Origin of the sequence: Streptomyces venezuelae, assembly GCF_008642335.1 — a bacterium.
GTDB classification, from domain to species: Bacteria; Actinomycetota; Actinomycetes; order Streptomycetales; family Streptomycetaceae; genus Streptomyces; species Streptomyces venezuelae_F.
This window is the reverse complement of sequence record NZ_CP029191.1, coordinates 5,393,861-5,416,421: the sequence shown is the minus strand read 5'-3', so window position 1 is coordinate 5,416,421 and position 22,561 is coordinate 5,393,861. Positions and strand designations below refer to the sequence as shown.

27 protein-coding genes are annotated in these 22,561 nt (G+C 70.7%); 11 read left to right on the top strand and 16 right to left on the bottom strand.

Annotated features, from left to right (window positions below):
- Nucleotides 1-217: 217 nt before the first annotated feature.
- The 4 genes from DEJ49_RS24725 to DEJ49_RS24710 form a co-directional block, all read right to left on the bottom strand.
- The gene (locus DEJ49_RS24725) at nt 218-436 is read right to left on the bottom strand and encodes a ferredoxin (protein ID WP_223828508.1); all 219 of its coding nucleotides are present in this window, start codon (nt 434-436) and stop codon (nt 218-220) included.
- Nucleotides 437-440: 4 nt separating this feature from the next.
- The gene (locus DEJ49_RS24720; protein ID WP_223832980.1) at nt 441-1,658 is read right to left on the bottom strand and encodes a cytochrome P450; all 1,218 of its coding nucleotides are present in this window, start codon (nt 1,656-1,658) and stop codon (nt 441-443) included.
- Between the two features lie 160 nt (nt 1,659-1,818).
- Nucleotides 1,819-2,586 carry a thioesterase II family protein gene (locus tag DEJ49_RS24715; RefSeq protein ID WP_150186156.1) on the bottom strand — a complete coding sequence of 256 codons (768 nt, stop codon included), beginning with the start codon at nt 2,584-2,586 and terminating at the stop codon, nt 1,819-1,821.
- Nucleotides 2,587-2,604: 18 nt separating this feature from the next.
- Nucleotides 2,605-3,543 (bottom strand): oxidoreductase, encoded by a 939-nt coding sequence (locus DEJ49_RS24710; protein ID WP_150186155.1) that lies wholly within the window; start codon nt 3,541-3,543, stop codon nt 2,605-2,607.
- Between the two features lie 86 nt (nt 3,544-3,629).
- On the opposite strand from DEJ49_RS24710, the gene DEJ49_RS24705 reads away from it, so the two are divergent.
- The gene (locus DEJ49_RS24705) at nt 3,630-4,259 is read left to right on the top strand and encodes a TetR family transcriptional regulator (RefSeq protein WP_150186154.1); all 630 of its coding nucleotides are present in this window, start codon (nt 3,630-3,632) and stop codon (nt 4,257-4,259) included.
- A 15-nt stretch (nt 4,260-4,274) separates the two neighbouring features.
- On the opposite strand, the gene DEJ49_RS24700 is transcribed toward DEJ49_RS24705, so the two are convergent.
- A complete protein-coding gene (locus DEJ49_RS24700) occupies nt 4,275-4,589 on the bottom strand; it encodes an HGxxPAAW family protein (protein WP_223832978.1) in 315 nt (104 codons plus the stop codon).
- Nucleotides 4,590-4,680: 91 nt separating this feature from the next.
- On the opposite strand from DEJ49_RS24700, the gene DEJ49_RS24695 reads away from it, so the two are divergent.
- Nucleotides 4,681-5,181 (top strand): MarR family winged helix-turn-helix transcriptional regulator, encoded by a 501-nt coding sequence (locus tag DEJ49_RS24695; RefSeq protein ID WP_150186153.1) that lies wholly within the window; start codon nt 4,681-4,683, stop codon nt 5,179-5,181.
- Between the two features lie 37 nt (nt 5,182-5,218).
- Here the strand turns inward: DEJ49_RS24695 and DEJ49_RS24690 are convergent, their stop codons facing one another.
- From DEJ49_RS24690 to DEJ49_RS24660, 7 genes are all read right to left on the bottom strand, one after another.
- Nucleotides 5,219-5,848, bottom strand: coding sequence for an HAD-IA family hydrolase (locus DEJ49_RS24690; RefSeq protein ID WP_150186152.1), 630 nt, complete (start codon nt 5,846-5,848; stop codon nt 5,219-5,221).
- Between the two features lie 53 nt (nt 5,849-5,901).
- Nucleotides 5,902-6,498, bottom strand: coding sequence for a hypothetical protein (locus tag DEJ49_RS24685; protein WP_223832977.1), 597 nt, complete (start codon nt 6,496-6,498; stop codon nt 5,902-5,904).
- 7 nt (nt 6,499-6,505) lie between these two features.
- The gene (locus tag DEJ49_RS24680) at nt 6,506-7,348 is read right to left on the bottom strand and encodes a hypothetical protein (protein ID WP_150186151.1); all 843 of its coding nucleotides are present in this window, start codon (nt 7,346-7,348) and stop codon (nt 6,506-6,508) included.
- Between the two features lie 182 nt (nt 7,349-7,530).
- Nucleotides 7,531-7,800: a hypothetical protein gene (locus DEJ49_RS24675; protein ID WP_223832976.1), complete on the bottom strand. Its 270-nt coding sequence runs from the start codon at nt 7,798-7,800 to the stop codon at nt 7,531-7,533.
- Between the two features lie 55 nt (nt 7,801-7,855).
- Entirely contained in the window at nt 7,856-8,458 is a 603-nt protein-coding gene (locus tag DEJ49_RS24670; protein ID WP_150186150.1) for a GNAT family N-acetyltransferase, read from the bottom strand.
- 145 nt (nt 8,459-8,603) lie between these two features.
- Nucleotides 8,604-9,719: a family 2 encapsulin nanocompartment cargo protein polyprenyl transferase gene (locus DEJ49_RS24665; RefSeq protein ID WP_150186149.1), complete on the bottom strand. Its 1,116-nt coding sequence runs from the start codon at nt 9,717-9,719 to the stop codon at nt 8,604-8,606.
- Between the two features lie 102 nt (nt 9,720-9,821).
- Nucleotides 9,822-11,228 (bottom strand): family 2B encapsulin nanocompartment shell protein, encoded by a 1,407-nt coding sequence (locus DEJ49_RS24660; protein WP_150186148.1) that lies wholly within the window; start codon nt 11,226-11,228, stop codon nt 9,822-9,824.
- A gap of 209 nt (nt 11,229-11,437) precedes the next feature.
- On the opposite strand from DEJ49_RS24660, the gene DEJ49_RS24655 reads away from it, so the two are divergent.
- From DEJ49_RS24655 to DEJ49_RS24645, 3 genes are all read left to right on the top strand, one after another.
- Nucleotides 11,438-11,674, top strand: coding sequence for a hypothetical protein (locus tag DEJ49_RS24655; protein ID WP_150186147.1), 237 nt, complete (start codon nt 11,438-11,440; stop codon nt 11,672-11,674).
- A 138-nt stretch (nt 11,675-11,812) separates the two neighbouring features.
- The gene (locus DEJ49_RS24650; RefSeq protein ID WP_150186146.1) at nt 11,813-12,403 is read left to right on the top strand and encodes an N-acetylmuramoyl-L-alanine amidase; all 591 of its coding nucleotides are present in this window, start codon (nt 11,813-11,815) and stop codon (nt 12,401-12,403) included.
- Between the two features lie 10 nt (nt 12,404-12,413).
- The gene (locus DEJ49_RS24645; RefSeq protein ID WP_150186145.1) at nt 12,414-13,337 is read left to right on the top strand and encodes a 1-aminocyclopropane-1-carboxylate deaminase/D-cysteine desulfhydrase; all 924 of its coding nucleotides are present in this window, start codon (nt 12,414-12,416) and stop codon (nt 13,335-13,337) included.
- A 5-nt stretch (nt 13,338-13,342) separates the two neighbouring features.
- Here the strand turns inward: DEJ49_RS24645 and DEJ49_RS24640 are convergent, their stop codons facing one another.
- The gene (locus tag DEJ49_RS24640; protein ID WP_150186144.1) at nt 13,343-14,941 is read right to left on the bottom strand and encodes a Na+/H+ antiporter; all 1,599 of its coding nucleotides are present in this window, start codon (nt 14,939-14,941) and stop codon (nt 13,343-13,345) included.
- A 46-nt stretch (nt 14,942-14,987) separates the two neighbouring features.
- Here DEJ49_RS24640 and DEJ49_RS24635 point away from each other — a divergent pair, with 46 nt between their 5' ends.
- The 3 genes from DEJ49_RS24635 (at nt 14,988) to DEJ49_RS24625 (ending at nt 16,931) form a co-directional block, all read left to right on the top strand.
- Nucleotides 14,988-15,248, top strand: a complete 261-nt coding sequence (locus tag DEJ49_RS24635) for a UBP-type zinc finger domain-containing protein (RefSeq protein WP_150186143.1) — start codon at nt 14,988-14,990, stop codon at nt 15,246-15,248.
- 247 nt (nt 15,249-15,495) lie between these two features.
- Nucleotides 15,496-15,909 carry an anti-sigma regulatory factor gene (locus tag DEJ49_RS24630; RefSeq protein WP_030780840.1) on the top strand — a complete coding sequence of 138 codons (414 nt, stop codon included), beginning with the start codon at nt 15,496-15,498 and terminating at the stop codon, nt 15,907-15,909.
- Nucleotides 15,906-16,931 (top strand): RNA polymerase sigma factor SigF, encoded by a 1,026-nt coding sequence (locus tag DEJ49_RS24625; protein WP_150186142.1) that lies wholly within the window; start codon nt 15,906-15,908, stop codon nt 16,929-16,931. The genes DEJ49_RS24630 and DEJ49_RS24625 overlap by 4 nt, the downstream gene beginning before the upstream one ends.
- A 36-nt stretch (nt 16,932-16,967) precedes the next feature.
- Here the strand turns inward: DEJ49_RS24625 and DEJ49_RS24620 are convergent, their stop codons facing one another.
- Nucleotides 16,968-17,426, bottom strand: coding sequence for a hypothetical protein (locus DEJ49_RS24620; RefSeq protein WP_150186141.1), 459 nt, complete (start codon nt 17,424-17,426; stop codon nt 16,968-16,970).
- A gap of 80 nt (nt 17,427-17,506) precedes the next feature.
- On the opposite strand from DEJ49_RS24620, the gene DEJ49_RS24615 reads away from it, so the two are divergent.
- Nucleotides 17,507-18,475, top strand: a complete 969-nt coding sequence (locus DEJ49_RS24615) for a diacylglycerol/lipid kinase family protein (RefSeq protein ID WP_150172100.1) — start codon at nt 17,507-17,509, stop codon at nt 18,473-18,475.
- Between the two features lie 316 nt (nt 18,476-18,791).
- Nucleotides 18,792-19,049, top strand: a complete 258-nt coding sequence (locus tag DEJ49_RS24610) for a WhiB family transcriptional regulator (RefSeq protein ID WP_016639615.1) — start codon at nt 18,792-18,794, stop codon at nt 19,047-19,049.
- 170 nt (nt 19,050-19,219) lie between these two features.
- Here DEJ49_RS24610 and DEJ49_RS24605 read toward each other — a convergent pair whose 3' ends face one another.
- Nucleotides 19,220-20,686, bottom strand: coding sequence for a sensor histidine kinase (locus DEJ49_RS24605; RefSeq protein WP_150188444.1), 1,467 nt, complete (start codon nt 20,684-20,686; stop codon nt 19,220-19,222).
- Nucleotides 20,687-20,999: 313 nt separating this feature from the next.
- Nucleotides 21,000-21,593 carry a TetR/AcrR family transcriptional regulator gene (locus DEJ49_RS24600; RefSeq protein ID WP_150186140.1) on the bottom strand — a complete coding sequence of 198 codons (594 nt, stop codon included), beginning with the start codon at nt 21,591-21,593 and terminating at the stop codon, nt 21,000-21,002.
- A 109-nt stretch (nt 21,594-21,702) separates the two neighbouring features.
- Between DEJ49_RS24600 and DEJ49_RS24595 the strand changes: the two genes are divergently transcribed.
- On the top strand, nt 21,703-22,467 hold the full coding sequence (locus DEJ49_RS24595; protein ID WP_150186139.1) for an SDR family oxidoreductase: 765 nt from the start codon (nt 21,703-21,705) through the stop codon (nt 22,465-22,467).
- Nucleotides 22,468-22,561: the final 94 nt, after the last annotated feature.

Genomic DNA, 22,561 nt, shown 5'->3' with positions numbered 1-22,561 from the left:
TCGAATTCCGAGCCGCGCATAGGGATGCGGGTCGCAAATAATGACTCGTGCGGTTACTCGTGCTTTAATTCCCCGGTCCAACTTGAAGACCCCCCGTTGATCGGGCCTTCTTTTCGTTGCGCATATTTCACCCACCGAAAAAGAACGCACCGGCCTATTTGATTTTCCGAGCGCCGTACTGGTCCAAGGACCAGGATCACGGCGCGGGCGCCGCCCGTCAGGACGACGCGGGCACACGCTCCTCGATCTCGATCGCGCCCACCGGGCACATCTGCGCGGCCGTCTCGACCAGTTCATACAGGTCCTGGGGCGGCTCCGCGATCTGCAGCAGCACGAGCCCCTCCTTCTCGTCCTGGTCGAACACTTCCGAGACCGTCGCCACGCAGTTGCCGGCGCCCGCGCACAGCTCCCTGTCCACCGTGATCCGCATCGTCATCACGTCACCACGTCACGGGCAGCTCGGCCACGCCGAACGTCACGGCCATGGGGCGCTGCGGGACGTCGGCGAGGGACAGTTCGGAGCGCAGCTTCGGGAAGCGGCGGGCCAGTTCGACGAGGGCCACGCGCAGCTCGGCGCGGGCCAGCGGCTGGCCGATGCACTGGTGGAGGCCGAAGCCGAACGCCATGTGGCGGTGCGCCTCGCGCCGCTGCGGGTCGAACAGGTCCGGGTCGGAGAAGACGGACTGGTCGCGGTTGGACATCGCGAGCATCGCGACGACACCCTCACCGGCGCGGATCTGCTGCCCGCCGATCTCCGCGTCCTCCATGGCCAGGCGCGGCAGCCCGGTGCGTACGACGGTGAGGTAGCGGAGGAGCTCCTCGACCATGCCCGGCGCGAGCGACGGGTCCTCGCGCAGGGCTTCGAGGTGCTCGGGGTGCTGCAGGAGCACCAGCGCCGAGAGGCCGATCATGTTCGCGGTGGTCTCGTGTCCCGCCACGAGCAGGAGCATGGCCAGGCTGACGAGTTCGTCCTTGCGCAGCTCGCCGGTGTCCACGCGCTCCAGGGTGAGCCGGCTGAGGAGGTCCTCGCCGGGATCCTCGCGCTTGGCGTCGACGAGGTCGCCGAGGAGTCCCGCGAGGGCGCCGAGGGCCGCCTCGACCTCCGCGGGGCCCGACTTCCTGTCCATGATCACGCGGCTGTGGTCCTGGAAGAAGTCGTGGTCGGCGTACGGGACGCCGAGGAGGTGGCAGATCGTCATCGACGGCACGGGGAGCGCGAACTCCGCCATCAGGTCGGCGGGCGCGCCGAGGTCCCGCATGCGGTCGAGCGCCTCGACGACCGTCTCCTCGATGAGGGGCTCGATCCGCCGGATGTTCTTGATCATGAATTCGGCGGTCAGCATCTTGCGGAACCGGCTGTGCGCGTCGCCGTCCATGAAGATGAACAGGCCCGAGGCGTCGTCCTGCTTGGGCGGGATCGGGTTGAGCACCGGGAACCCGGGCTTGTACTGGTCGGAGCTGAAGCCCGGGTGCCGCAGCAGCTGCCGCACGTCCTCGTGGCGGGTGACGAGCCACGCCCATCCCCCGAACGGAAGCCGCACCTTCCCCACGGGCCCTTCGAGCCGTTCCAGATCCGCCCCGGTGACCGGGATGAACGGATTGTCGTCCGGCCCTATGAACGGGTATGCCGGTAGGCCGGCAATGTCTGTCTCGGCCACGTCCACGTCCCCCATGTTTTCCAACACCTCGCACGACTCGCATCCGAAAGAGGAATTCAGCCTAACAAGGTGGTTGGCGCAAACAAGGTGGTTTACCGGAATACATTTTGCCGTGATCAAGGTCACACGATAAATGTAATTCCGCAATAGCGACGCTGGATTACGGCAATAGTCCCGCTAGAATCCGCCTTGAAACCGTATCGGCGACACTTGACATCTGTTCCGTGAGATAGAAATGCCCGCCGGAACGGGTCTCCAGGCTGAAACCGCCCGTCGTGTGACCGGCCCACGCCTGCGCCTCGTCCGGCGTGACTCGGCCATCATCGGCGCCGACGATCACGTGGACGGGCGCCGAGAGCGGGGGGCGCGGGACGTACCGGTAGGTTTCGGCCGCCTTGTAGTCGCTGCGGATCGCGGGCAGCGCCCTGCGCAGCAGTTCCTCGTCCTCGAAGACCCGGGCGTCGGTGCCGCTGAGCGCCCGCAGTTCGTCGATCAGGCCGCGGTCGTCGCGCAGATGGATGGGCGACGGGTTGTCGCGCAGCCGGGACGGGGCGCGCCGCCCGGAGGCGAACACGGCAAGGGGCGGCGACCCCGCGCGCTCCAGGCGTACGGCCAGTTCGTAACCGACCATCGCGCCCATGCTGTGCCCGAAGAGCGCGAGCGGCCGGTCGGCCCACGGCAGCACCTCGTCGAGCAGCGCGTCGGCGAGACCGGTGACGGAGTCCACGCACGGCTCGTGCCAGCGGTCCTGGCGCCCCGGGTACTGCACGGTCAGTACGTCGATGTCGGGCCCGAACGCGCGGGCGAACGGAAGGTAGAACGAGGCGGAGCCGCCGGCGTGCGGCAGACACAGCAGCCTCGCGCGCGCCTCGTCGGCCGGCCGGTACCGGCGGATCCAGGCACTGCCCCCGGCGGTCTTCGCGGTCATCCCCTGCCCCCGCCGCGGTCAGGCCGCGGCACGGAACGCGAAGCGCACGGAGGTGAGTTCCTCCGACAGGTCCCAGAGCTTGCGGCCGCTCTCCGCGTCCGCGGCACGGGGCGCGAGCTCCACCGTCTTGGGCGCGCCGCGCAGTTCGGCCATGCCGTCGGGGCCGATGAACTGGCCGCCCGTCACGCTCGGGTCCGTCGCCGCGAACAGCGTCGGCAGCGCGCCCTGGTCCGGGGTCTGGGCGAGCGGCAGCAGCAGCCGCCCGAACAGGAACTTCACCATGCCCGCGGGCGAACTGGTCTGGAGGTTGGTCGAGGTGTAGCCGGGGTGGGCGAGCAGGCTGCGCACCCGGCTGCCCGCCGCGGTCAGCTTCTGGTGGAGCTGCCAGCCGAAGACGGCGTTCGCGAGCTTCGACTGGTTGTAGTGGCCCATCGGCGAGTACTTGCGCTCGCCGTTGATGTCGTCGAAGAAGAGCTTCGCCTGGCGGTGGTTGGGCGAGCTCACGGTCACGACCCGCGGGTCGTCCCCGGCCTCCAGGAGGTCGAGCAGCAGCCCGGTGAGCGCGAAGTGGCCGAGGTGGTTGGCGGCGAACTGCACCTCGTGGCCCTGCGGGCTGAGGAGCCGCTTCGGCGGCGCCATCAGGCCGGCGTTGTTGACCAGCACGTCGAGGCGCGCGTGGTCCGCGTGGAGCTTGTCGGAGAAGGCGCGGACGGAGTCCAGGTCGGCCAGGTCGACCCGCCGCACCTCCAGTCGGGCGCCCGGGATCTCGGTGGTGAGCCGGTCGGCGGTGGCGCGGCCCTTCGCCTCGTCGCGCACGGCGAGGATCACGTGCGCGCCCTTGCGCGCCAAGGCCCGGGTGGTCGCGAGACCGAGGCCGCTGTTGGCCCCGGTGACGACGATGACGCGGTTGCTCTGGTCAGGGATCTGCTCGGCGGTCCAGCCACGCTGATTACTCATACGACACAAGCTGCCCTACTTGGCACTCGGTGTCAAGAAGTACTCTCAATGCCTCAAGCAACTCTTGATGACGTGCAGGGCACGAAATGTACACTGAGGCAGTGAGTACCCACCCGGAAGTGAGCCTGGCCCAACGCAAGCGCCAACTCGTCTCGGACGAGCTGACGTCGGCCGCGCTGCGGCTGCTGGCCCGCAGGGGGTTCGACGCGGTCACGGCCGACGAGATCGCGGCCGTCGCGGGGGTGTCCAAGCGGACCTTCTTCCGGTACTTCGCGTCCAAAGAGGACGTGGTGATCCACCTGCTCGCCGACGTGGGCACCGACATGCGCGCGGAGTTGGCGTCCCGCCCGGCCGAGGAACCGCCGTCGGTCGCACTGCGCCACACCGTCTGGGTCTCCGTGAACGCCTGCGCGGGTCCGAGTCAACAGGCCCTGCGCGTCACTCAGTTGATCCTCGAAAGCCCGGCCCTGCACGCCCGCTTCCTGGAGCGCCAGGCGCAGTGGGGCGGCGAACTCGCCGAGGAACTCGCCCACCGCCTCGGCCTCGACCCGCGGACGGACCTCTATCCGCAACTGGCGGCCCGTATCGCCCTGTCCGCCTTCGGAGCCGTGCTGCAGAGATGGAGCGCGGGGGACGGCGCGGAGGACCCGGCCGCACTGACGGACCGGGTCTTCGCCGTCATCGCACCGGCGCTTGACGCGGTGCGCGGAAGATAGTCGTGCGCCGTGCCGTCAGGACGCCTCGGCGCCACGGACGGACCGCCCGGCCAGCCGGCACCCGACACAGTTCGCGTGCCCGGCACGCGCGGTCAGGTCCCGCGTCGAGAAGACCCGCTGGTCGAGGCTGCGCGGTATCGGAGGCTTGCCCCAGCCCGCCAGGTGCAGCATCCAGGTGGCGAGCACCGACACCACCAGGAGTCCGACCCCCAGCCAGATCCCCGGGCGCCAGCCGACGATGCCCACACCCACGGACACGGTCCCGAGCATCGCGATGAGGGAACCCGTCCACCCCGCGACGGTGTGGCCTTCGTCGTGCAGTCCACTCACGTTCCTGCCTCCTTCTCGTACACGCCTGTACACGCACGCCGTAAGATGTCTTAGCAAGTGAGGAATTTAACTTAGACAGTAAGGGAGTTCAATGCAGGGAGAGCTGAGCGGGCATGGAGAGCGGGAAGAGCGGGGAACGCCGCGCACCGGCGCCACCGCCGCGGACGCCATCGGCGCGCTGGACGACCTCGTCGCCACGAACCTCGTCGGACGTCAGGAACTCGCCCGCAACCTCGACCTGAGCGTCAAGGACCTGGTCTGCTTCGCCCACGTCCTGGAGTCGGACGCCCCGGTCACCGCCGGCGACCTGGCCGCCCGCGCCCACGTCACGACGGGCGCCGTCACCGGCATCCTGAACCGTCTGGAGCGCGGCGGGTTCGTGGAGCGCAAACCCGACCCCACCGACCGGCGCCGGGTGCACGTCATCCCGGTCCCGGCCGCCGCGGAGCGGGTGCAGGCCGTCTACGGCCCGTACGCGAAGCTGCTCACCGAACTCTGCGCGCGGTACTCGGCGGACGAGCTGGCGGTGATCACCGACTGGCTCACCGGCGCCGCGGCCCTCGCCCGCACCTATCTGGAGGACTCCTGCTGAGACCCGTCCGCGGTGGCGGCCGCGGTCAGACCAGCTGTCAGACCAGCGGAGCCAACGCAGCGCGCAGGTCCGCCGGTTCGCCGTACAGCAGGCCGGTCATGCCGAGCGCGACGGCGGCGTCCACGTTCTCCTGCCGGTCGTCGACGAAGAGACAGCGGGCGGGAGCGGCACCGGCGCGCTCGGCGGCCGTCTCGTAGATGCGCCGGTCCGGCTTGGTGATGCCGAGGTCGGCGCTGCTGATCACGTCGTCGAGACAGCCGTCGGGGCCGGTGAGGCCGAGCAGGGCGAGATCGTCCGCGAGCCACGGCGTCGCGTTCGTCACGAGCAGGACGGGCAGCCCGGCCGCCCGCGCCTGCCGCAGCAGACCCACCACGGCGTCGTCGGCCCGGAACTTGGTCTCGGCGAGCGTCGTCCCGAGCTCGCGCCCGCGCTCCCGCGGCACCCGGTCGGCGAGCCCGTCGGCGATCGACTCGATCCACCGCTCCCTGGTGATCTCGCCGCGCATCAGCGGCATGTCGGTCTCGGGCCGGAAGGCGATCTCGGCGGTACTGCCCGCCGGCAGACCGGCCGCACGCTCCGCCTGCTCCAGTTCCGCCATCTCGTAGAAGCGGATCACGCCGTCGAGGTCAGTCAGTACGGCGTCGAACGCCCGGCCGCGGCTCGTCATGCCCCGTGTCTATCACGCACCCGCGAACTCCCCCGCGGCCTCCCCGCGCACCGTCAGCGCAGGTGCCCTCGCGTCACGTCCGCGCCCCACGCCGCAAGGCGCTCCGCCGTCGGCCCCGTCCCGTCCAGCACATTCCGTACGTAGGCGTCGCGCTCGTGAGCGATCACCGCCGCCTCCCACACGCACGGGGCGAGGCCGACCCGCCCGGGCCGCATCTCGTCCGGCCTGCCCGCGGGCCCGAGGAACACGGCGAGGTCCGACATGGACGCCTCGATCCAGGTCTGGACGAGGACGTAGTCCCCGTCGCCGCCCGCGTGCAGGATCAGCACGGCGAGACCGAGCGAGCCACGGGCGCGGCCGAGCTCCAGGTGCGGTCCCGCGACGCGGAGCGCCGACGCCTCCTCCCGCTCCGTGACGACCCGCCCCGGCGCCTCGATCGCGTACACCTTCACGAGGTGCCCGGCGATCTCGCGCGTGCCCAGCGGCCGTACGGCACGGGCATGGTGCGTCTCGGCGAGCGCGGTCAGAGCACGGACGTCGACGGCGCCGGGCACCGGCGTCCGAGCGGCCTTCGACGCGCCCTCGGGCTCCTCACCCGAAACCGCGCCCGGCGTCGGCTCCGACTCACCGATCCCCTTGAGTTCACTCATGCGCCCATCATCCCGCTTCGCCGAGCACCTCACGGACCACTGCGCGCACCCGGTCCTGGTCCTTGCGCACGGCTTCGTAGCGAGACCTGTTGCGGCGCAGGTCGGCGCGCTGCCTCTCGGCGGTGACCGCCCACCACACCCCCGTGACGTTGAGGCCGCGGTTGCACTCGACGTCGGCGACGGCCGTACCCAACTCACGTTCCGTACGGTGCGAGCTGCCGTCGTCGAGCCCCTTGCTCCACGCCTTGTCGGTGGACGCCCGCGCAGGGCTCGCGTACCGCTTGAAGCCCCTGTCCTGGACACAGCGCGACCAGTCACGGAACGCCCGGCGGACCCGCTCGTCCTTCGCGACGGCCTTGTCGATCTCCGCCGTCCGCCGGGAGACGTACTCCCCCATCCGCGTCGGGTCGGCCACCGCCGCCTCCATGCGACGCTCCGCCTTCGCGGAGCAGCCGCCCTTCGGGACCTTCCGCCCGTTCACGACCAGGCGGCCGCCCTCGCCCGCCTCGGGCCCCTCCAGCACCTGGCGCTCCCGCCCGGTCACCTCTCGCCCCTTCGGCCGGAACACCGCTTCCTGCTTCTCGGCCAGGCCGGGGTCGAGGCCGTAGCCCCAGCGGCGGGCCCGGTCGAGGTCGAGCGTCCCGTACGGGCTCACGAGGATCAGCGTCGACTCGAACGCGTCTGCCATGTGGAGGGACGTGTCGGGGTCGAGCGGAAAGTCCTCGAACCCGAAGTCGCGCATGCACTGCCGCTGCAGCAGTTTGCGCGCCTTCTCCTGCCGCTCGACGTCCTTGACGCCGAACTCGTACCGCGCGAGGGGCAGTTCAGGGATGTCGGCTTCGCTCTTCACGCGCGGTACGCCGGGCTCGCGCGCGTAACCGGGCGGCGAGATGTCGTCCGCATCCGGTCCCGACCCGCCCCCGCACCCCGCCAACACCACGCATACCAGGGCGAGTAAGCCTGACCTCACCTTCATCGGGTCCCCTCCCGGACGGCCTCGTCACCGCGCCGAGGGGACCCTACTCGCTCGCGTCACCGACTCCCGTCACCGGGCGGAGCGTGCCGCCTGCCGTGCCGTGAGCGTGAACGCCGCGCGCCCGCCCCCGGCTTCTCGTCCGTCTCGACGACGCACGCCTCGCACTCCGCGTTGCGGCACGGCCCGGGGCCCCATACGGGGACGAACACCCCGAGCACCTTGCGCCGCTTGATCGCCGTACCCACCGGCCCTCCGCAGGCCCCGCAGACCGGCTCGTCCTGCCCGTCCCGCGGTGCCGGGCCGGGCCGTGGCCCTTCGCTGCCCATGCGTCCAGGCTATTCCGGTACGGGCGGCCTTGGCAGCCCTGCGACCAGCGCTTCTTCAGACCCGCGGCGCGCGCCACATCGGCCACATGGGCGGCCCGTCGGGCAGGTCGAGCGTCGTCCCCATGAAGGTGAAGCCGAGGCGCGCGTACAGGTCACGGCTGCGCGCGTTGCTGGCCTCCAGATAGGCGTGCAGGCCGTCGCGGTCGCAGCGGTCGAGCACGGCGGTGACGAGTGCCGTACCGAGTCCTTCGCCCTGGCGGTCGGGGCGCACGGCTATGAGGTGCAGGTATTCGTGCGCGCGGTCGGTCGGGTGGATCTCCTCGGTCAGCCGGCCGATCACCTCGACCCGTTCGTTGCCGGGATCGACGGCCTGCCGCAGCAGCGCGGGCCCGTCCTCCGCACCGCCGTCGTCCCCCTGCGGGCCCGCGGGTACGGACCACCACAGCGCCACGGCGGCACCGTCCTCGGTGATGTCGACGTACCCCTCGTCGAGCGCGATGTCGAGGAAGGCGCCCATCAGGGCCCGGTGCGTGCGCAGACGGTGGCCCTCCTCGGGGAAGACCCAACTGCTCACCGGGTCGTGCACCAACGCCGCGTCGAGCAGCCGGATCACGTCCTCCCGGTCGGCCGCCCCTGCTCTCCGGATCGCCACACCCACAGCCCGCCCCTGTCCGCTCGTCCGCATACGACCGCGCGCCGACCGGCACCATGCCGTGCCCGCCCGCCTGCGCGCCGCTCGCAGCGTACGTGGTGACCCGTTCCGTGCGTACGTCGCGTTCGGCGTCGCGCGTTCGGCGTCACGTTCAGTACGTACGTCGCGTCACGAACTCCGCGAGCGCCAGCAGACCGCCGGCCGCCTCCGGGTCCGGCACCGCCGCGGCCAGCTGTCCGATCGCGCGGGACATCCGGTCGGCGGCGTGCACCTGCGCCCAGTCGCGGCCGCCCGCCCGCTCCACGGCACGGGCCGCGCGCGCCGCCTGCTCGGGCGCGCTCTCCGCGCCGCCGGGCGGCCTGTCGTACAGCTCGGCGAGTTCGGCCGCGGCCGGTGTGCCCGACGCCAGGGCGGCGACGACGGGCAGGGACTTCTTGCGGGCGGCGAGGTCGGCGCCCGCCGGTTTGCCGGTGCGGTGGGGGTCGCCCCAGATGCCGATGACGTCGTCGATCAGCTGGAAGGCGAGACCCGCCTCCCGGCCGAAGCCGTCGAGCGAGTCGACCTCCTCGTGGTCCGCGCCCGCGTACACCGCCCCGAGCGCGCAGGCGCAGCCGAGCAGCGCCCCCGTCTTGGCCTCGGCCATGGCGAGGCACTCGTCGAGCGTGACCTCGTCCGGGCCGCGGCGTTCCAGCGCGCAGTCCGCGTGCTGGCCCGCGCAGAGCTCCATGACACAGGTGGCGAGGCGGGCGGCGGCGGCCGGGGCCCCCGGGTGGGGGTCCTCGGCGAGCAGCCGCTGCGCCAGCGCCTGCAGGGCGTCACCGGTGAGGATCGCGTCGGCGTCGCCGAACACGGTCCATGCGGTGGGCCGGTGCCTGCGCGTGGTGTCGCGGTCCATCACGTCGTCGTGCAGGAGCGTGAAGTTGTGGACCAGCTCCACGGCGGCGGCGGCCCGCACCGCGCCCACGGGGTCCCCGCCGAGGGCCCGCGCCGCCGTGAGCACGAGCGCGGGCCTGATGGCCTTGCCCGCACTCCCCGCGGCCGGTGTGCCGTCGGCGTGCTCCCACCCGAAGTGGTAGAGCGCGACCCTGCGCAGGGATCCGGGCAGCGTCTCGATCGCCCTGCGCAGCTCCGGGTCGACGAGCTTCCTGGCCGCCGCCAGGATGTCAGCGGCCTCCAGCCCCTCACCGGGCTCACCCGGCCGACCGGGTTCCAGGATGTGCCCCTCCACGTGCACCGTGCCTGCCGTGTCCGTCGTCGTGTCCGTCATGGACTCACCCCGGGAAGGATGCGGACGGTGGCCGTTCCTCGGCGTGTGGGCGCGTACGGAGGGGGTGTACCCCGTGCCGCGGCCGGGGACACGGCCCCGGGGTCAGCTCCAGCGGCCGATCTCCACGTTCTCCAGGACGCCGAGCGCGTCGGGCACGAGCACCGCGGCGGAGTAGTAGGTCGACACGAGGTACGAGATGATCGCCTGCTCGCTGATGCCCATGAACCGGACGGACAGGCTCGGCTCGATCTCGTCCGGGATGCCGGTCTGGTGCAGGCCGACGACGCCCTGCTCCTCCTCGCCCGTACGCATGCAGATGATGGAGGTCGTGCTGGCGTCGGTGACCGGGATCTTGTTGCACGGGAAGATCGGCACGCCGCGCCAGGTGGGGATCCTGGTGCCGCTCACGTCGATGGTCTCGGGGACGAGTCCGCGCTTGTTGAGCTCGCGGCCGAACGCGGCGATCGCGCGCGGGTGCGCGAGGAACAGCTTGGAGCCGCGCCTGCGGCTGAGGAGCTCGTCCAGGTCGTCCGGACTGGGCACGCCCGCGTGCGGCTGCAGCCGCTGGTCGTACTCGCAGTTGTTGAGGAGGCCGAACTCCCGGTTGTTGATGAGCTCGTGCTCCTGGCGCTCCTTGAGCGCCTCGACCGTCAGCCGCAGCTGCTGCTCGGTCTGGTTCATCGGCTGGTTGTAGAGGTCGGCCACGCGCGTGTGGACGCGCAGGACGGTCTGGGCGACGCTCAGTTCGTACTCGCGCGGCGACGATTCGTAGTCCACGAAGGTGCCGGGGAGCACGGCCTCGCCGACGTGGCCCGCCGACAGGTCGATGGGCGACTCGCCGAACGTGTTGGTGCGCTGCGCCGGCAGGGAGCGCAGGCGCTCCAGGTGGCCGCGGAGGGATTCGCTGCGCTCCGCGATCTGCTCGACGTCCTGGCGGGGCAGGGCGAGGACGGTGCACGCGGTCACGGCACGCGCGGTGTACTCCCAGATCGTCTCGGAGTCGACGAGGGCCTGGTCGCCGAAGTGGGCGCCGTCGGCGAGGGTTTCGAGGACGGTGTCGTCCCCGTAGGGACCGGTGCCGATCTTCTCGACGCGGCCGTGCGCGAGCAGGAACACCTCGTTCGCCGGGCTGCCGAAGGAGGTCAGGACCTCGCCCGGGGCGAACTCCCGCTGCTGGCAGCGCTGCGCGAGCTCGCCGAGGACGTCCTGGTCGTCGAAGTCCCGCAGCGCGGGCAGCTCGCCGAGCTCCGCGGGGATGACCTGCACGCGGTCACCCGTCTTCACGAAGGTCACCCGACCGTCCCCGACCGAGTAGCTCAGCCTGCGGTTCACCCGGTACGTGCCACCCTGCACCTGGACCCAGGGCAGCATGCGCAGCAGCCAGCGCGAGCTGATCTCCTGCATCTGTGGCGCGGACTTGGTGGTGGTGGCCAGATTCCGTGCGGCGGAGGTGCCGAGACTCTGCTGCGGCTGCTCCGACTCGGAACGGATCTCTTCGCCTACCGACATTGGCTATGCCCTCCCGGATACCTGCGGTCATCTGCGCGCCCCACCCTTCCAGCACGGAGTGTGCTCGCGCCATTACACAAAAGAGCGGGAATGGATCACCCTGCGGCGGGGCACTAGGGGGCATTCCACTCGTTCGGCGGGAACCCCAAGATCCGCGCGACCGTTGAACCCCGTACCGCACCACCCGCACCGAACGGCAGGAGACAGCGATGGCAGGCTTCTTGGACCGCGCCAAAGAGCAGGCCCAGCAGGCCCTCAACCAGGGCAAGCAGAAAGTCGACGAGGTCCAGGAGAAGCGTGCGGGCGACGCGCTCCTGAAGAAGCTCGGCGCGGCGTACTACGCGGAGCGCCGGGGCACCGGCTCCTCGCAGGACACCCAGCAGGCGCTGCAGGCCCTGGAGTCCCACGTCGCGACGCACGGAGACGGCTTCCTGCGCGCCAACTGACCGGATCGGCTCGCACGGTGCCCGAACAGGCCCCGGATCGCTTCCGAACAGCTGGTCCGGGCACCGGAACTCCGGTACAAGCAGGGCATACGAGGCGGCCGCGACAGGCGGCCGTCGCGCCTTGCAAAGGAGGCGGCCATGGCCCCACCCATGTCCGCGGGACGGTTCCTCGACATCCTGCGGGACGAAGGCGTGACCGTCGTCGAAGTCGGCGACTGGGAGCATCACAACCGCAACCACAAGGGCCCCTGGGGGCCCGTTCACGGCGTGGTGATCCACCACACCGTCACGCGGGGCAGCGACCACACGGTGGAGATCTGCCGCGACGGTTTCGCCTCCCTCCCCGGCCCGCTCTGCCATGGCGTCATCACCAAGGACGGCCGCGTCCACCTCGTCGGGTACGGCCGCGCCAACCACGCGGGCCTCGGCGACGACGACGTGCTCCGCGCGGTCATCGCCGAGAAGCGCCTGCCCCCGGACAACGAGGCGAACACCGACGGCAACCGCCACTTCTACGGCTTCGAGTGCGAGAACATGGGCGACGGCGAGGACCCGTGGCCCGACGAGCAGCTGGAGGCCATCGAGAAGGTCTCGGCCGCGATCTGCCGCCACCACGGCTGGACGGAGCGTTCGGTCATCGGTCACCTGGAGTGGCAGCCGGGCAAGATCGACCCGCGCGGCTTCACGATGGACTCGATGCGGGAGCGCATCGAGGAACGCCTCAAGTGACAATGGCGGGGTGCACCACACCCCGCCCGCCCCGCGCCCGCTGCTGCCGTCGCCTCTGCAGCGCGTGGAGGACGACCGCTTCGGGCGCCACGGCGTGGAGCTCTCGCTCAAGCGGGACGACCTGATCCACCCGGACCTGCCGGGCAACAAGTACCGCAAGCTCGTCCTGAACCTGCGGTCGGCCGCCGACGCGGGCCACGACACCCTGCTCACGTTCGGCGGCGCCTACTCCAACCACCTGCGCGCCACCGCCGCGGCGGGCCGCCTCCTGGGCCTCGCCACGGTCGGCGTCGTACGCGGCGACGAGCTCGCGGGGCGCCCCCTGAACCCGTCCCTGGCCCGCTGCGCGGCCGACGGCATGCGACTGCACTTCGTGGACCGCTCGACGTACCGGAGGAAGACCGAGGCCGGGACGCTGGCCGCGCTGCTGCGCGAGACGGGCTGCCAGGACGCGTACGTGATCCCGGAAGGCGGCAGCAACCCCCTGGCCGTGCGGGGCTGCACGGCTCTCGGCGAGGAGCTGCGCGAGCACACCGAGGTGGCGGCCGTGGCGTGCGGCACCGGCGGCACCCTGGCGGGTCTCGCCGCGGGACTCGGCCCCGGCCGGCGGGCCCTCGGCATACCGGTCCTCAAGGGCGGCTTCCTGGGCGAGGACATAGCCGCCCTGCAACGGCGCACGTTCGGTGAACCGACCGCCAACTGGCGCCTGGACGAGCGTTTCCACTGGGGTGGCTACGCCCGCACCCCGCCGGAACTCCTCGCCTTCGCCGAGGACTTCGAGGACCGCCACGGGGAGTCGACCGGTCTCTCCGTGGAGCGCCTCTACGTCGCGAAGCTGCTGTACGCCCTGACCGTCCTCTCCGAAGAGGGCGCTTTTCCGCCCGGCACCCGCCTCACCGCGGTCATCACGGGCACGCGCGACACCGTCGCGTAGGCCACTCAGTCCTCGATCTCGCGGTGGGCGGCCGCCTCCTCCAGGTCGAGCTTGCGGAGCAGCGTCCGCATCATCTCGTCGTCGATGCGCCGCTCGTCCCGCATCCTCACGAACACCTCGCGCTCCGCGGCGATCGCCTCGCGCGCGAGGCGCCGGTAGGTGTCGTCCGCCGACTCCCCCGTCACCGGGTTCGCCTGGCCGAGCCGCTCCCACACGGAGTTGCGGCGGCGCTCCAGGACGGTGCGCAGGCGGTCCTGGAGGGGCTGTGGAAGGCTGTTGCGCTCATCCCGCATGAGTTCCTCCACCCGGGCCTCCGCGGCCTGTGAGGCGGCGTTCTGCGCCTGCGCCTCCGCGAGCGTCTGCGCCTGCGCGTCCCGGCCCGGCAGTTTCAGGACGCGGATCAGCCACGGCAGCGAGAGTCCCTGCACGACGAGCGTTCCGATCACTGTGGTGAACGTCAGAAACAGGACAAGATTGCGCGCGGGGAACGGCTCGCCGTCGTCCGTGACGAGCGGGATCGAGAACGCGATGGCGAGCGAGACCACGCCCCGCATGCCGGCCCAGCTGACGATGAGCGGCCTGCGCCAGTCCATGTCGTCCTCGCGCTCCTTGATCCGCGCCGAGAGCCCGCGCGGCAGGTACGTCGCCGGATACGACCACACGAAGCGCGCCACCACGACGAAGACGAAGACCCCGAACGCGTACCAGACGGCCTGCCCCACGCTGTACTCGCCGAGCCCCTTGAGCACGACGGGCAGCTGCAGCCCGATCAGCGCGAAGACCGCCGACTCCAGGATGAACGCGACGACCTTCCACACCGCGGCCTCCTGGAGCCGCGTCTCGAAGTCGACCTGCCAGGAGCGGTGCCCCAGGTAGAGCGCGACGACGACCACGGCGAGCACCCCGGAGGCGCCGACCTGCTCGGCGGCGGCGTACGCCACGAAGGGGATGAGCAGCGACAGCGTGTTCTGCAGCATCGCCTCCTTCAGGTGGGTGCGCAGCCAGTGGATCGGCACCATGAGGAGCAGCCCGACGCCGACGCCGCCGACCGCGGCCACCAGGAACTCCCGGACGCCGCCCGACCAGCTCGCGCCCTCGCCGACGGCGGCCGCGATGGCCACTTTGTAGGCGGTGATCGCGGTCGCGTCGTTCACCAGGGACTCGCCCTGGAGGATCGTGGTGATCCGCGACGGGAGGCCCACCCTGCGCGCGATGGCGGTCGCGGCGACCGCGTCGGGCGGCGCGATCACGGCGCCGAGGACGAGCGCGGCGGTCAGCGGCAGGTCGGGGATGAGCAGATACGCGAGCCAGCCGACGGCGACCGTGGCGAACAGAACGTAACCGACCGACAGGAGCGCGACGGGCCTGATGTTGGCCCGCAGGTCGAGGTAGGAGCTCTCCAGCGCGGCGGTGTGCAGCAGCGGGGGCAGGATCAGCGGCAGCACGATGTGCGGGTCGAGGTGGTAGTCGGGCACGCCCGGCAGGTACGAGGCGGCGAGCCCCACGGCGACCAGGAGCAGCGGCGCGGGCACCGGTGTCCTGCGCGCCGCCCCCGCCACCACCGCGCTCGCCGCGATCAGCGCCACCAGTGGCAATGCATCCATCGGCAGACCCCTCCGCCCTCCGTGTTCCCGTCGTAACCTGGCAATCATGAACGAGTGCCCGCACGTCGCAGCGCTGCCGCACCCCGAGCCCGCGCCGCTGAGCGAAACGTGTCTCGAGTGCCTGGCGGCCGGCAGCCACCCCGTCCAGTTGCGGCTGTGCCTGGAGTGCGGGCATGTGGGCTGTTGCGACTCCTCGCCCTTCCAGCACGCGACGGCGCACTTCAAGGAGACCTCACACCCTGTGATGAGGACCTTCGAGCCGGGCGAGAGCTGGCGCTGGTGCTTCGTGGACGGTTCGATCGTCTGACGTTTGGGTACGTCAACCCGGCGCCCGTTCTTTCCAATTGGGCCTGCGCGACCCCTAGCCACTGTCCGTACTCATAGGCTTACTATGAGTGACAGCATCAGGCCGGGGTCCCCGGGACACGGAGCTGGGGAGCGCGGTAGCGTCACCGCAGAACGACGTGGGGCGTTACCCGTGTGACGCAGTCCGGACCACCGCTCGACGGCGGTCCCGGAACCCCGAAAGTGCTTGTACCACCTTGGAGGTGAGGGTGTCCCAGATCGCAGGCGAGCCCGGGAATCAGGACTTCGTGGAGGTCCGCCTTCCGGCTGCGGGTGCCTACCTGTCGGTGCTGCGGACGGCCACGGCCGGTCTGGCAGCGCGCTTGGACTTCACGCTCGACGAGATCGAGGACCTCCGCATCGCGGTCGACGAGGCCTGCGCGATCCTGCTCCAGCAGGCCGTGCCCGGCTCGGTGCTCAGCTGCGTCTTCCGACTCGTCGACGACTCGTTGGAGGTGACGGTTTCGGCGCCCACGACCGACGGCCGGGCCCCGGAGCGGGACACCTTCGCCTGGACGGTGCTGTCGGCCCTCGCGGGCCAGGTGGACTCGACCGTCGCCGAGGACAACACCGTCTCGATCAGCCTCTACAAGAAGCGCGGCGCGGGACCCGGGCCGGCGTGAGGGACGGGGACGGGCCGGTGCGGGACGAAGAGCGCGGCACACGAGGCACGCCCGCCGTCGGCAGGGAGGGGTTGCGCCGCATGACCACCGGAATCCCCGAACAGCAGGCCAAACCGCACCCGGAGGAGCCGGACCAGTCGGGTCCGCTGAGGGTGGCCGATGTGTCGGAGCAGGCAGAGCCGACCGCCAGGGACGAGCTCGAGCAGCTCTCCGGCCGGGGCGGCGGGCGACGGGCGGGAAACATGAGCGAGCACGTTCGGCACGATCCGCAGGACCGCAGCGGCGCACGCGCGATGTTCATCGAGCTGCGCACCCTGGACGGCGGCAGTCGGGAGTACGCGGAGCTGCGCAACCAGCTGGTCCGCATGCACCTGCCGCTCGTCGAGCACCTGGCCCGCCGCTTCCGCAACCGCGGCGAGCCGCTGGACGACCTGACCCAGGTCGCGACGATCGGCCTGATCAAGTCCGTGGACCGCTTCGACCCGGAGCGCGGCGTGGAGTTCTCCACGTACGCGACCCCGACCGTCGTCGGTGAGATCAAGCGGCACTTCCGCGACAAGGGGTGGGCCGTCCGCGTCCCGCGGCGCCTTCAGGAGCTGCGTCTCGCGCTGACGACGGCGACGGCGGAGCTGTCCCAGCTGCACGGCCGCTCCCCCACGGTGCACGAGCTGGCGGAGAAACTGGCCATCTCCGAAGAGGAGGTCCTGGAGGGCCTGGAGTCCGCGAACGCGTACTCGACACTGTCCCTGGACGTCCCCGACACGGACGACGAGTCCCCGGCCGTCGCGGACACCCTGGGCGCCGAGGACGAGGCTCTGGAGGGCGTCGAGTACCGCGAGTCCCTCAAGCCGCTCCTGGAGGACCTGCCCCCGCGCGAGAAGCGCATCCTGCTGCTGCGCTTCTTCGGCAACATGACCCAGTCGCAGATCGCGCAGGAGGTCGGCATCTCCCAGATGCACGTCTCCCGACTGCTGGCGCGCACGCTGGCGCAGCTCCGGGAGAAGCTCCTCGTCGAGGAGTGATCACTCTACGTAGTCGCGGCTTCTGCTCCTGGGCCGCTACTTCTGATCCTGGACGTTGCCGGGGCCCTGGATGCCGAGGGCCTCGGTCGTCGCCGGGTTGATCAGGAAGACGAGCGACGCGACGGCGCAGAGCGCGAGCACGATGCCGGCCGGGATCGCCAGGCTGTCGGCCTGCAGCATCTGCCAGGCCACCGGAAGCGCCATGATCTGCGTGATGATCGCGGGCCCGCGGCTCCACCGGCGCAGTTTCAGCAGCCCCCGCGCGGCGAGCAGCGGAAGCAGCGCGAGGACGATCAGCGTGACGCCGCCCGTCCATGCCTGCTGCGCGTCGTCGGACGATCCGGTGACGCCCAGCGCGAGCATGTAGACGCCCCCGGCGACGAGGGCGAGGCCCTCCAGAGCGACCAGCGCCGCGGCGGCGGTCACCCGCGCGGGTCGCTGGCCCGGCTCGGGCGACTCCGGGGCTTCGGGGGTGGTTTTCCGCTGATTACTCACCCCTGCAGGGTAGCCCCGGGTGCGTCGGCCCCGGCACCTCGGTCTAGGCCGTGTAAAGAGCGCTAGGTAGTCTGCTTCGCATGCGTGCACTTCTCGTGGTCAACCCGGCGGCAACCACCACCAGTGCGCGTACGCGTGACGTGCTGGTCCACGCACTGGCGAGCGAGATGAAGCTCGACGCGGTCACCACCGAGTACCGCGGGCACGCCAGGGACCTCGGCCGGCAGGCCGCGGAGAGCAAGGACATCGAGCTGGTCGTCGCCCTGGGCGGCGACGGCACCGTCAACGAGGTCGTCAACGGTCTGCTGCACCACGGCCCCGACCCGGACCGCCTCCCCCGCCTCGCCGTCGTGCCCGGCGGCTCCACCAACGTCTTCGCGCGCGCCCTCGGGCTGCCCAATGACGCCGTGGAGGCCACCGGTGCCCTTCTGGACGCCTTGCGCGAGGGAAGTGAGCGCACGGTGGGCCTGGGGATCGCGGGCGGCACACCGGGCACGGAGGACGAGGCGGTGCCGTCGCGCTGGTTCACGTTCTGCGCGGGGCTCGGCTTCGACGGCGGCGTGGTGGGCAGGGTCGAACAGCAGCGCGAGCTCGGCCGACGCTCGACGCATGCGCTCTACGTGCGTCAGGTGCTGCGTCAGTTCATCGACGAGCCCCACCGCAGGCACGGAATGATCACGCTGGAGCGGCCCGGCGAGGACCCGGTGACGGATCTGGTGATGTCGATAGTCTGCAACACCTCTCCGTACTCCTACCTGGGCAATCGCCCTCTGTACGCGTCACCGCGGGCGTCCTTCGACACGGCCTTGGACGTGCTGGGTCTGAAGAAGCTCTCCACGGCCGCGGTGGCCCGGTACGGCACTCAGCTCCTGACGTCGACGCCGGAGCGGGGACCACACGGTAAGCACGCGGTCACGCTCCACGACCTCACAGACTTCACCTTGCATTCAAAGGTTCCTCTGCCCCTTCAGATGGACGGTGACCACTTGGGACTCCGCACGAGCGTGACGTTCACAGGCGTACGCCGTGCACTGCGTGTGATTGTGTGAGTAGAAGGGCCTAAAGTCCTTTCACTCGAACGTTTAAACCAGGGTCCACCCCATGGAAGTACGGCTGTGACCCAGCCGACACTGAGGAATCAAAAAAAACTTTCCTGAAGGGGTTGTATCCGCCGCCGAGGTTTGCGAATCTCTACATGGCGATCGGGACGGCCCGCAACATCGGCCCCACAGAGAGCCAGAACCCCTCCTCCACCACAGGTCCACACCAGGCAACTGGGCGTCGACCCTTCCCGTGCGGGGGGATTCGTGAAAGCGTTCACATTCACAAGCAACCTGCATGTAATACCAAGGAGAGGTAGCAGCCATGGACTGGCGTCACAACGCCGTTTGCCGCGAGGAAGACCCCGAGCTCTTCTTCCCCATCGGCAACACCGGTCCTGCGCTGCTGCAGATCGAGGAAGCCAAGGCCGTCTGCCGCCGCTGCCCCGTCATGGAGCAGTGCCTGCAGTGGGCGCTCGAGTCCGGCCAGGACTCCGGCGTCTGGGGTGGCCTCAGCGAGGACGAGCGCCGCGCAATGAAGCGCCGCGCCGCTCGCAACCGTGCACGCCAGGCCAGCGCCTGACGCCCACACCCCCCACGAGCCTGAGCTTGGCGGCGCGTACAGCGCGTACGCAACTCCCGCCCCCGAGCCGCAGCCGCGCAGTACCCCCGATGCGCAACGCAACGTGAGCAGTGAGCCCCGGACCCTACGGTCCGGGGCTCACTGCTTTGCGCGCTGCCTGTAGGCGTTCGTTACTTGTCGGCGCGGACCGGGATGTCCAGGAGCACCTGCGTGCCGCGCTCCGGCGCCCGGACCATGTCGAAGGTGCCGCTCAGCTCCCCCTCGACCAGGGTGCGGACGATCTGCAGACCGAGGTTCCCCGAGCGGTGCGGGTCGAAGCCCTCGGGGAGACCGACCCCGTCGTCGTGGACGGTGATCAGCAGCCGCGCGTCCTTGGTCGTGCCGCCGCGCACCGCCGACACCTCGACCGTGCCGGTGTCGCCCTCGCGGAAACCGTGCTCCAGCGCGTTCTGCAGGATCTCCGTGAGCACCATCGACAGCGGCGTCGCGACCTCCGCGTCGAGGATCCCGAAGCGGCCGGTACGCCGGCCCGTGACCTTGCCGGGTGAGATCTCGGCGACCATCGCGAGCACCCGGTCGGCGATCTCGTCGAACTCCACGCGCTCGTCGAGGTTCTGGGAGAGCGTCTCGTGGACGATGGCGATGGAGCCCACGCGCCGCACGGCCTCTTCGAGCGCCTCGCGGCCCTTGGCGGAGTCGATGCGGCGCGCCTGCAGCCGCAGCAGCGCGGCGACCGTCTGGAGGTTGTTCTTCACCCGGTGGTGGATCTCCCGGATGGTGGCGTCCTTTGTGATCAACTCCCGCTCGCGGCGACGGAGTTCGGTCACGTCGCGGAGGAGTACCAGCGAACCGATGCGCGGGCCCTTGGGCTTGAGCGGGATCGCGCGCAGCTGGATCACTCCGTCGCCGCCCTCGATCTCGAACTCGCGCGGCGCCCAGCCGCTCGCGACCTTGGCGAGGGCCTCGTCCACCGGGCCGCGGGACGGGGCGAGTTCGGCGGTCGCCGTGCCCAGGTGGTGGCCGACGAGATCGGATGCGAGACCGAGGCGGTGGTACGCGGAGAGGGCGTTCGGCGACGCGTACTGGACGATGCCGTCGGCGTCGAGCCGCAGCAGACCGTCCCCCACGCGCGGGGAGGCATCCATGTCGACCTGCTGCCCGGGGAACGGGAACGACCCCGCCGCGATCATCTGCGCGAGGTCGGACGCCGACTGGAGGTAGGTCAGCTCGAGGCGGGACGGCGTGCGGACCGTCAGGAGATTGGTGTTGCGGGCGATGACGCCGAGGACGCGCCCCTCCCTGCGTACGGGGATGGACTCGACGCGGACCGGCACCTCCTCGCGCCACTCCGGGTCGCCCTCGCGCACGATGCGCCCCTCGTCCAGGGCGGCGTCCAGGAGGGGGCGGCGACCGCGCGGGACGAGGTGCCCGACCATGTCGTCCTGGTAGGAGGTGGGCCCGGTGTTGGGCCGCATCTGCGCCACGGACACATAGCGGGTGCCGTCGAGCGTGGGGACCCAGAGGACCAGATCGGCGAAGGAGAGGTCGGAGAGCAGCTGCCACTCCGAGACCAGCAGATGCAGCCACTCGAGATCGGAGTCACCGAGGGCGGTGTGCTGGCGGACGAGATCGTTCATGGAGGGCACGTGTGGAGCGTACCTTTCGCGTCCGGCGGCCCCCGTCGAGCCGCGGCGCCAGGGCGGGACCCTCAGCCCGCCCACGGCACCGCAGCCCTTCAGGTGCATCGGCCGCCAGAATGTGCGGTACTGAACAGCCGATCTTGAGGATCCGACACGGTCAGGGCAGAGAGTGCCGGTTCCTCGATCCGCTCTCCTGTGCGGGGAGAGCGGAGGCTTTACCCACGCATTGTGGACTAGACCATTCTCCTCTGTCCATGCGTCGGCAGATGTTTGTTGTTGTCTCTTTCTCCGACAATCGGAGCCGACTTTCTCACATCGGCCACGCCGCCATGGCGAGATCGGCCACCGCCTCCAGATCCTCCCTGGTGGCGCCGTCCCTGGCCTGTTGCGACATCCCCTGGAAGACCGCTGCCGTATATCGGGCGAGGGCGGCGGGGTCGGTGCGGTCGGGCAGTTCCCCGGCCGCGACGGAGGCGCGGATGCGGGACTCGATGTCCGCCACGTTCGCGTTCCGGCGATTTCTCAGGGCCTCCTCCACCTCCGGCGTCGTGCAGTTCGTGGCCGCGGTGATGACGAGGCAGCCGCGGGGGTGACCGGGGTCGGTGAACTCGACCGCCGCCTCGTGCAGCAGCCGCGACACCGCGGCGCGCGCGGTGGGCTCCTCCTCGAAGGCGCGCACGCCGAAGGCTCCGTGCGTCGCGCCGTACCGCACCACGACCTCGTCGAAGAGGGTGCGCTTGTCGCCGAAGGCCGCGTAGAGACTCGGGGCGCCGATGCCCATGACCCGGGTGAGGTCGGAGACGGACGTCCCCTCGTACCCGTTCTCCCAGAATGTGCGGATCGCCTGTTCCAGGGCCGTCTCGCGGTCGAAGGAGCGGGGGCGCCCGCGCTGTTTCGTCGCCATGGAGTGAATTGTATAGCGGGCACTAGAAAAAGGGAGCGGGTGTGGGGTAGCGTTCTTTCTGTAACGACCGCTAGAGAAATCATCGAGAGCGAAAGAGGGGGCCTCCGTCATGGGAGCGCACACGGGCACGAGCAGGCTTGCCGGGAAGACCGCGCTGGTCACGGGCGGCAGCCGGGGCATCGGGCGGGGCATCGCCGAGCGGCTCGGCCGGGACGGGGCGCGGGTCGGCGTGCACTACGGCAGCAATGAGGTGGCCGCGAAGGAGACGGTGGCGGCGATCGAGGCGGCGGGCGGGTCCGCCTTCGCGTTCGGCGCCGAGCTGGGGGTGCCCGGCGACGCCGACGCGCTCTGGGCCGAGTTCGACCGGCACGCGGACGGCCTGGACATCCTGGTGAACAACGCCGGCATCGGGCTGTACAGCCATGTGGGAGAGGTCGAGGAAGAGGATTACGACCGCGTGTTCGCGGTCAACACGAAGGCGCTGTTCTTCGTGGTCCAGAAGGGCCTCGACCGGCTGCGCGACGGCGGCCGGATCATCAACATCTCGTCGGGCGTCACACGCATCGCGTTCCCGGTCACCGTGGCGTATTCGATGACGAAGGGCGCGGTGAACGTCCTGACGCACACGCTGGCGCAGGAGCTCGGCCCCCGCGGGATCACGGTGAACGCGGTCGCGCCCGGAATCATCCAGACCGAGATGATGGACGGGATCCCCGAGGCCCAGCGCGCCGAGATGGCGGGGTATTCGACCTTCGACCGGATAGGCCAGCCCGCCGACGTGGCGGACATCGTCTCCTTCGTGGCCTCGGAGGACGCGCGGTGGATCACCGGTCAGTACATCGACGCGACGGGGGGTTCGGTGCTGGGGGTGTGACCGGGCGTTCCGGGCCCTCGCGCACGGTTCGACGGGCGGAGGCGGGGCGGAGAGTCGAGCATGGATCGAAGAGCGGCGGAATCGGCTGTCCTGG

Coding starts and splice junctions, on each gene's coding strand:
- DEJ49_RS24605 (WP_150188444.1), bottom strand. CDS start 20,686: ATGAACGATCTCGTCCGCCAGCACACCGCCCTCGGTGACTCCGATCTC.
- DEJ49_RS24615 (WP_150172100.1), top strand. CDS start 17,507: ATGCGTGCACTTCTCGTGGTCAACCCGGCGGCAACCACCACCAGTGCG.
- DEJ49_RS24715 (WP_150186156.1), bottom strand. CDS start 2,586: ATGACCGCGAAGACCGCCGGGGGCAGTGCCTGGATCCGCCGGTACCGG.
- DEJ49_RS24640 (WP_150186144.1), bottom strand. CDS start 14,941: ATGGATGCATTGCCACTGGTGGCGCTGATCGCGGCGAGCGCGGTGGTG.
- DEJ49_RS24635 (WP_150186143.1), top strand. CDS start 14,988: ATGAACGAGTGCCCGCACGTCGCAGCGCTGCCGCACCCCGAGCCCGCG.
- DEJ49_RS24650 (WP_150186146.1), top strand. CDS start 11,813: ATGGCCCCACCCATGTCCGCGGGACGGTTCCTCGACATCCTGCGGGAC.
- DEJ49_RS24685 (WP_223832977.1), bottom strand. CDS start 6,498: ATGAGTGAACTCAAGGGGATCGGTGAGTCGGAGCCGACGCCGGGCGCG.
- DEJ49_RS24690 (WP_150186152.1), bottom strand. CDS start 5,848: ATGACGAGCCGCGGCCGGGCGTTCGACGCCGTACTGACTGACCTCGAC.
- DEJ49_RS24695 (WP_150186153.1), top strand. CDS start 4,681: ATGCAGGGAGAGCTGAGCGGGCATGGAGAGCGGGAAGAGCGGGGAACG.
- DEJ49_RS24725 (WP_223828508.1), bottom strand. CDS start 436: ATGACGATGCGGATCACGGTGGACAGGGAGCTGTGCGCGGGCGCCGGC.
- DEJ49_RS24610 (WP_016639615.1), top strand. CDS start 18,792: ATGGACTGGCGTCACAACGCCGTTTGCCGCGAGGAAGACCCCGAGCTC.
- DEJ49_RS24600 (WP_150186140.1), bottom strand. CDS start 21,593: ATGGCGACGAAACAGCGCGGGCGCCCCCGCTCCTTCGACCGCGAGACG.
- DEJ49_RS24675 (WP_223832976.1), bottom strand. CDS start 7,800: ATGGGCAGCGAAGGGCCACGGCCCGGCCCGGCACCGCGGGACGGGCAG.
- DEJ49_RS24655 (WP_150186147.1), top strand. CDS start 11,438: ATGGCAGGCTTCTTGGACCGCGCCAAAGAGCAGGCCCAGCAGGCCCTC.
- DEJ49_RS24705 (WP_150186154.1), top strand. CDS start 3,630: ATGTACACTGAGGCAGTGAGTACCCACCCGGAAGTGAGCCTGGCCCAA.
- DEJ49_RS24660 (WP_150186148.1), bottom strand. CDS start 11,228: ATGTCGGTAGGCGAAGAGATCCGTTCCGAGTCGGAGCAGCCGCAGCAG.
- DEJ49_RS24595 (WP_150186139.1), top strand. CDS start 21,703: ATGGGAGCGCACACGGGCACGAGCAGGCTTGCCGGGAAGACCGCGCTG.
- DEJ49_RS24665 (WP_150186149.1), bottom strand. CDS start 9,719: ATGACGGACACGACGACGGACACGGCAGGCACGGTGCACGTGGAGGGG.
- DEJ49_RS24710 (WP_150186155.1), bottom strand. CDS start 3,543: ATGAGTAATCAGCGTGGCTGGACCGCCGAGCAGATCCCTGACCAGAGC.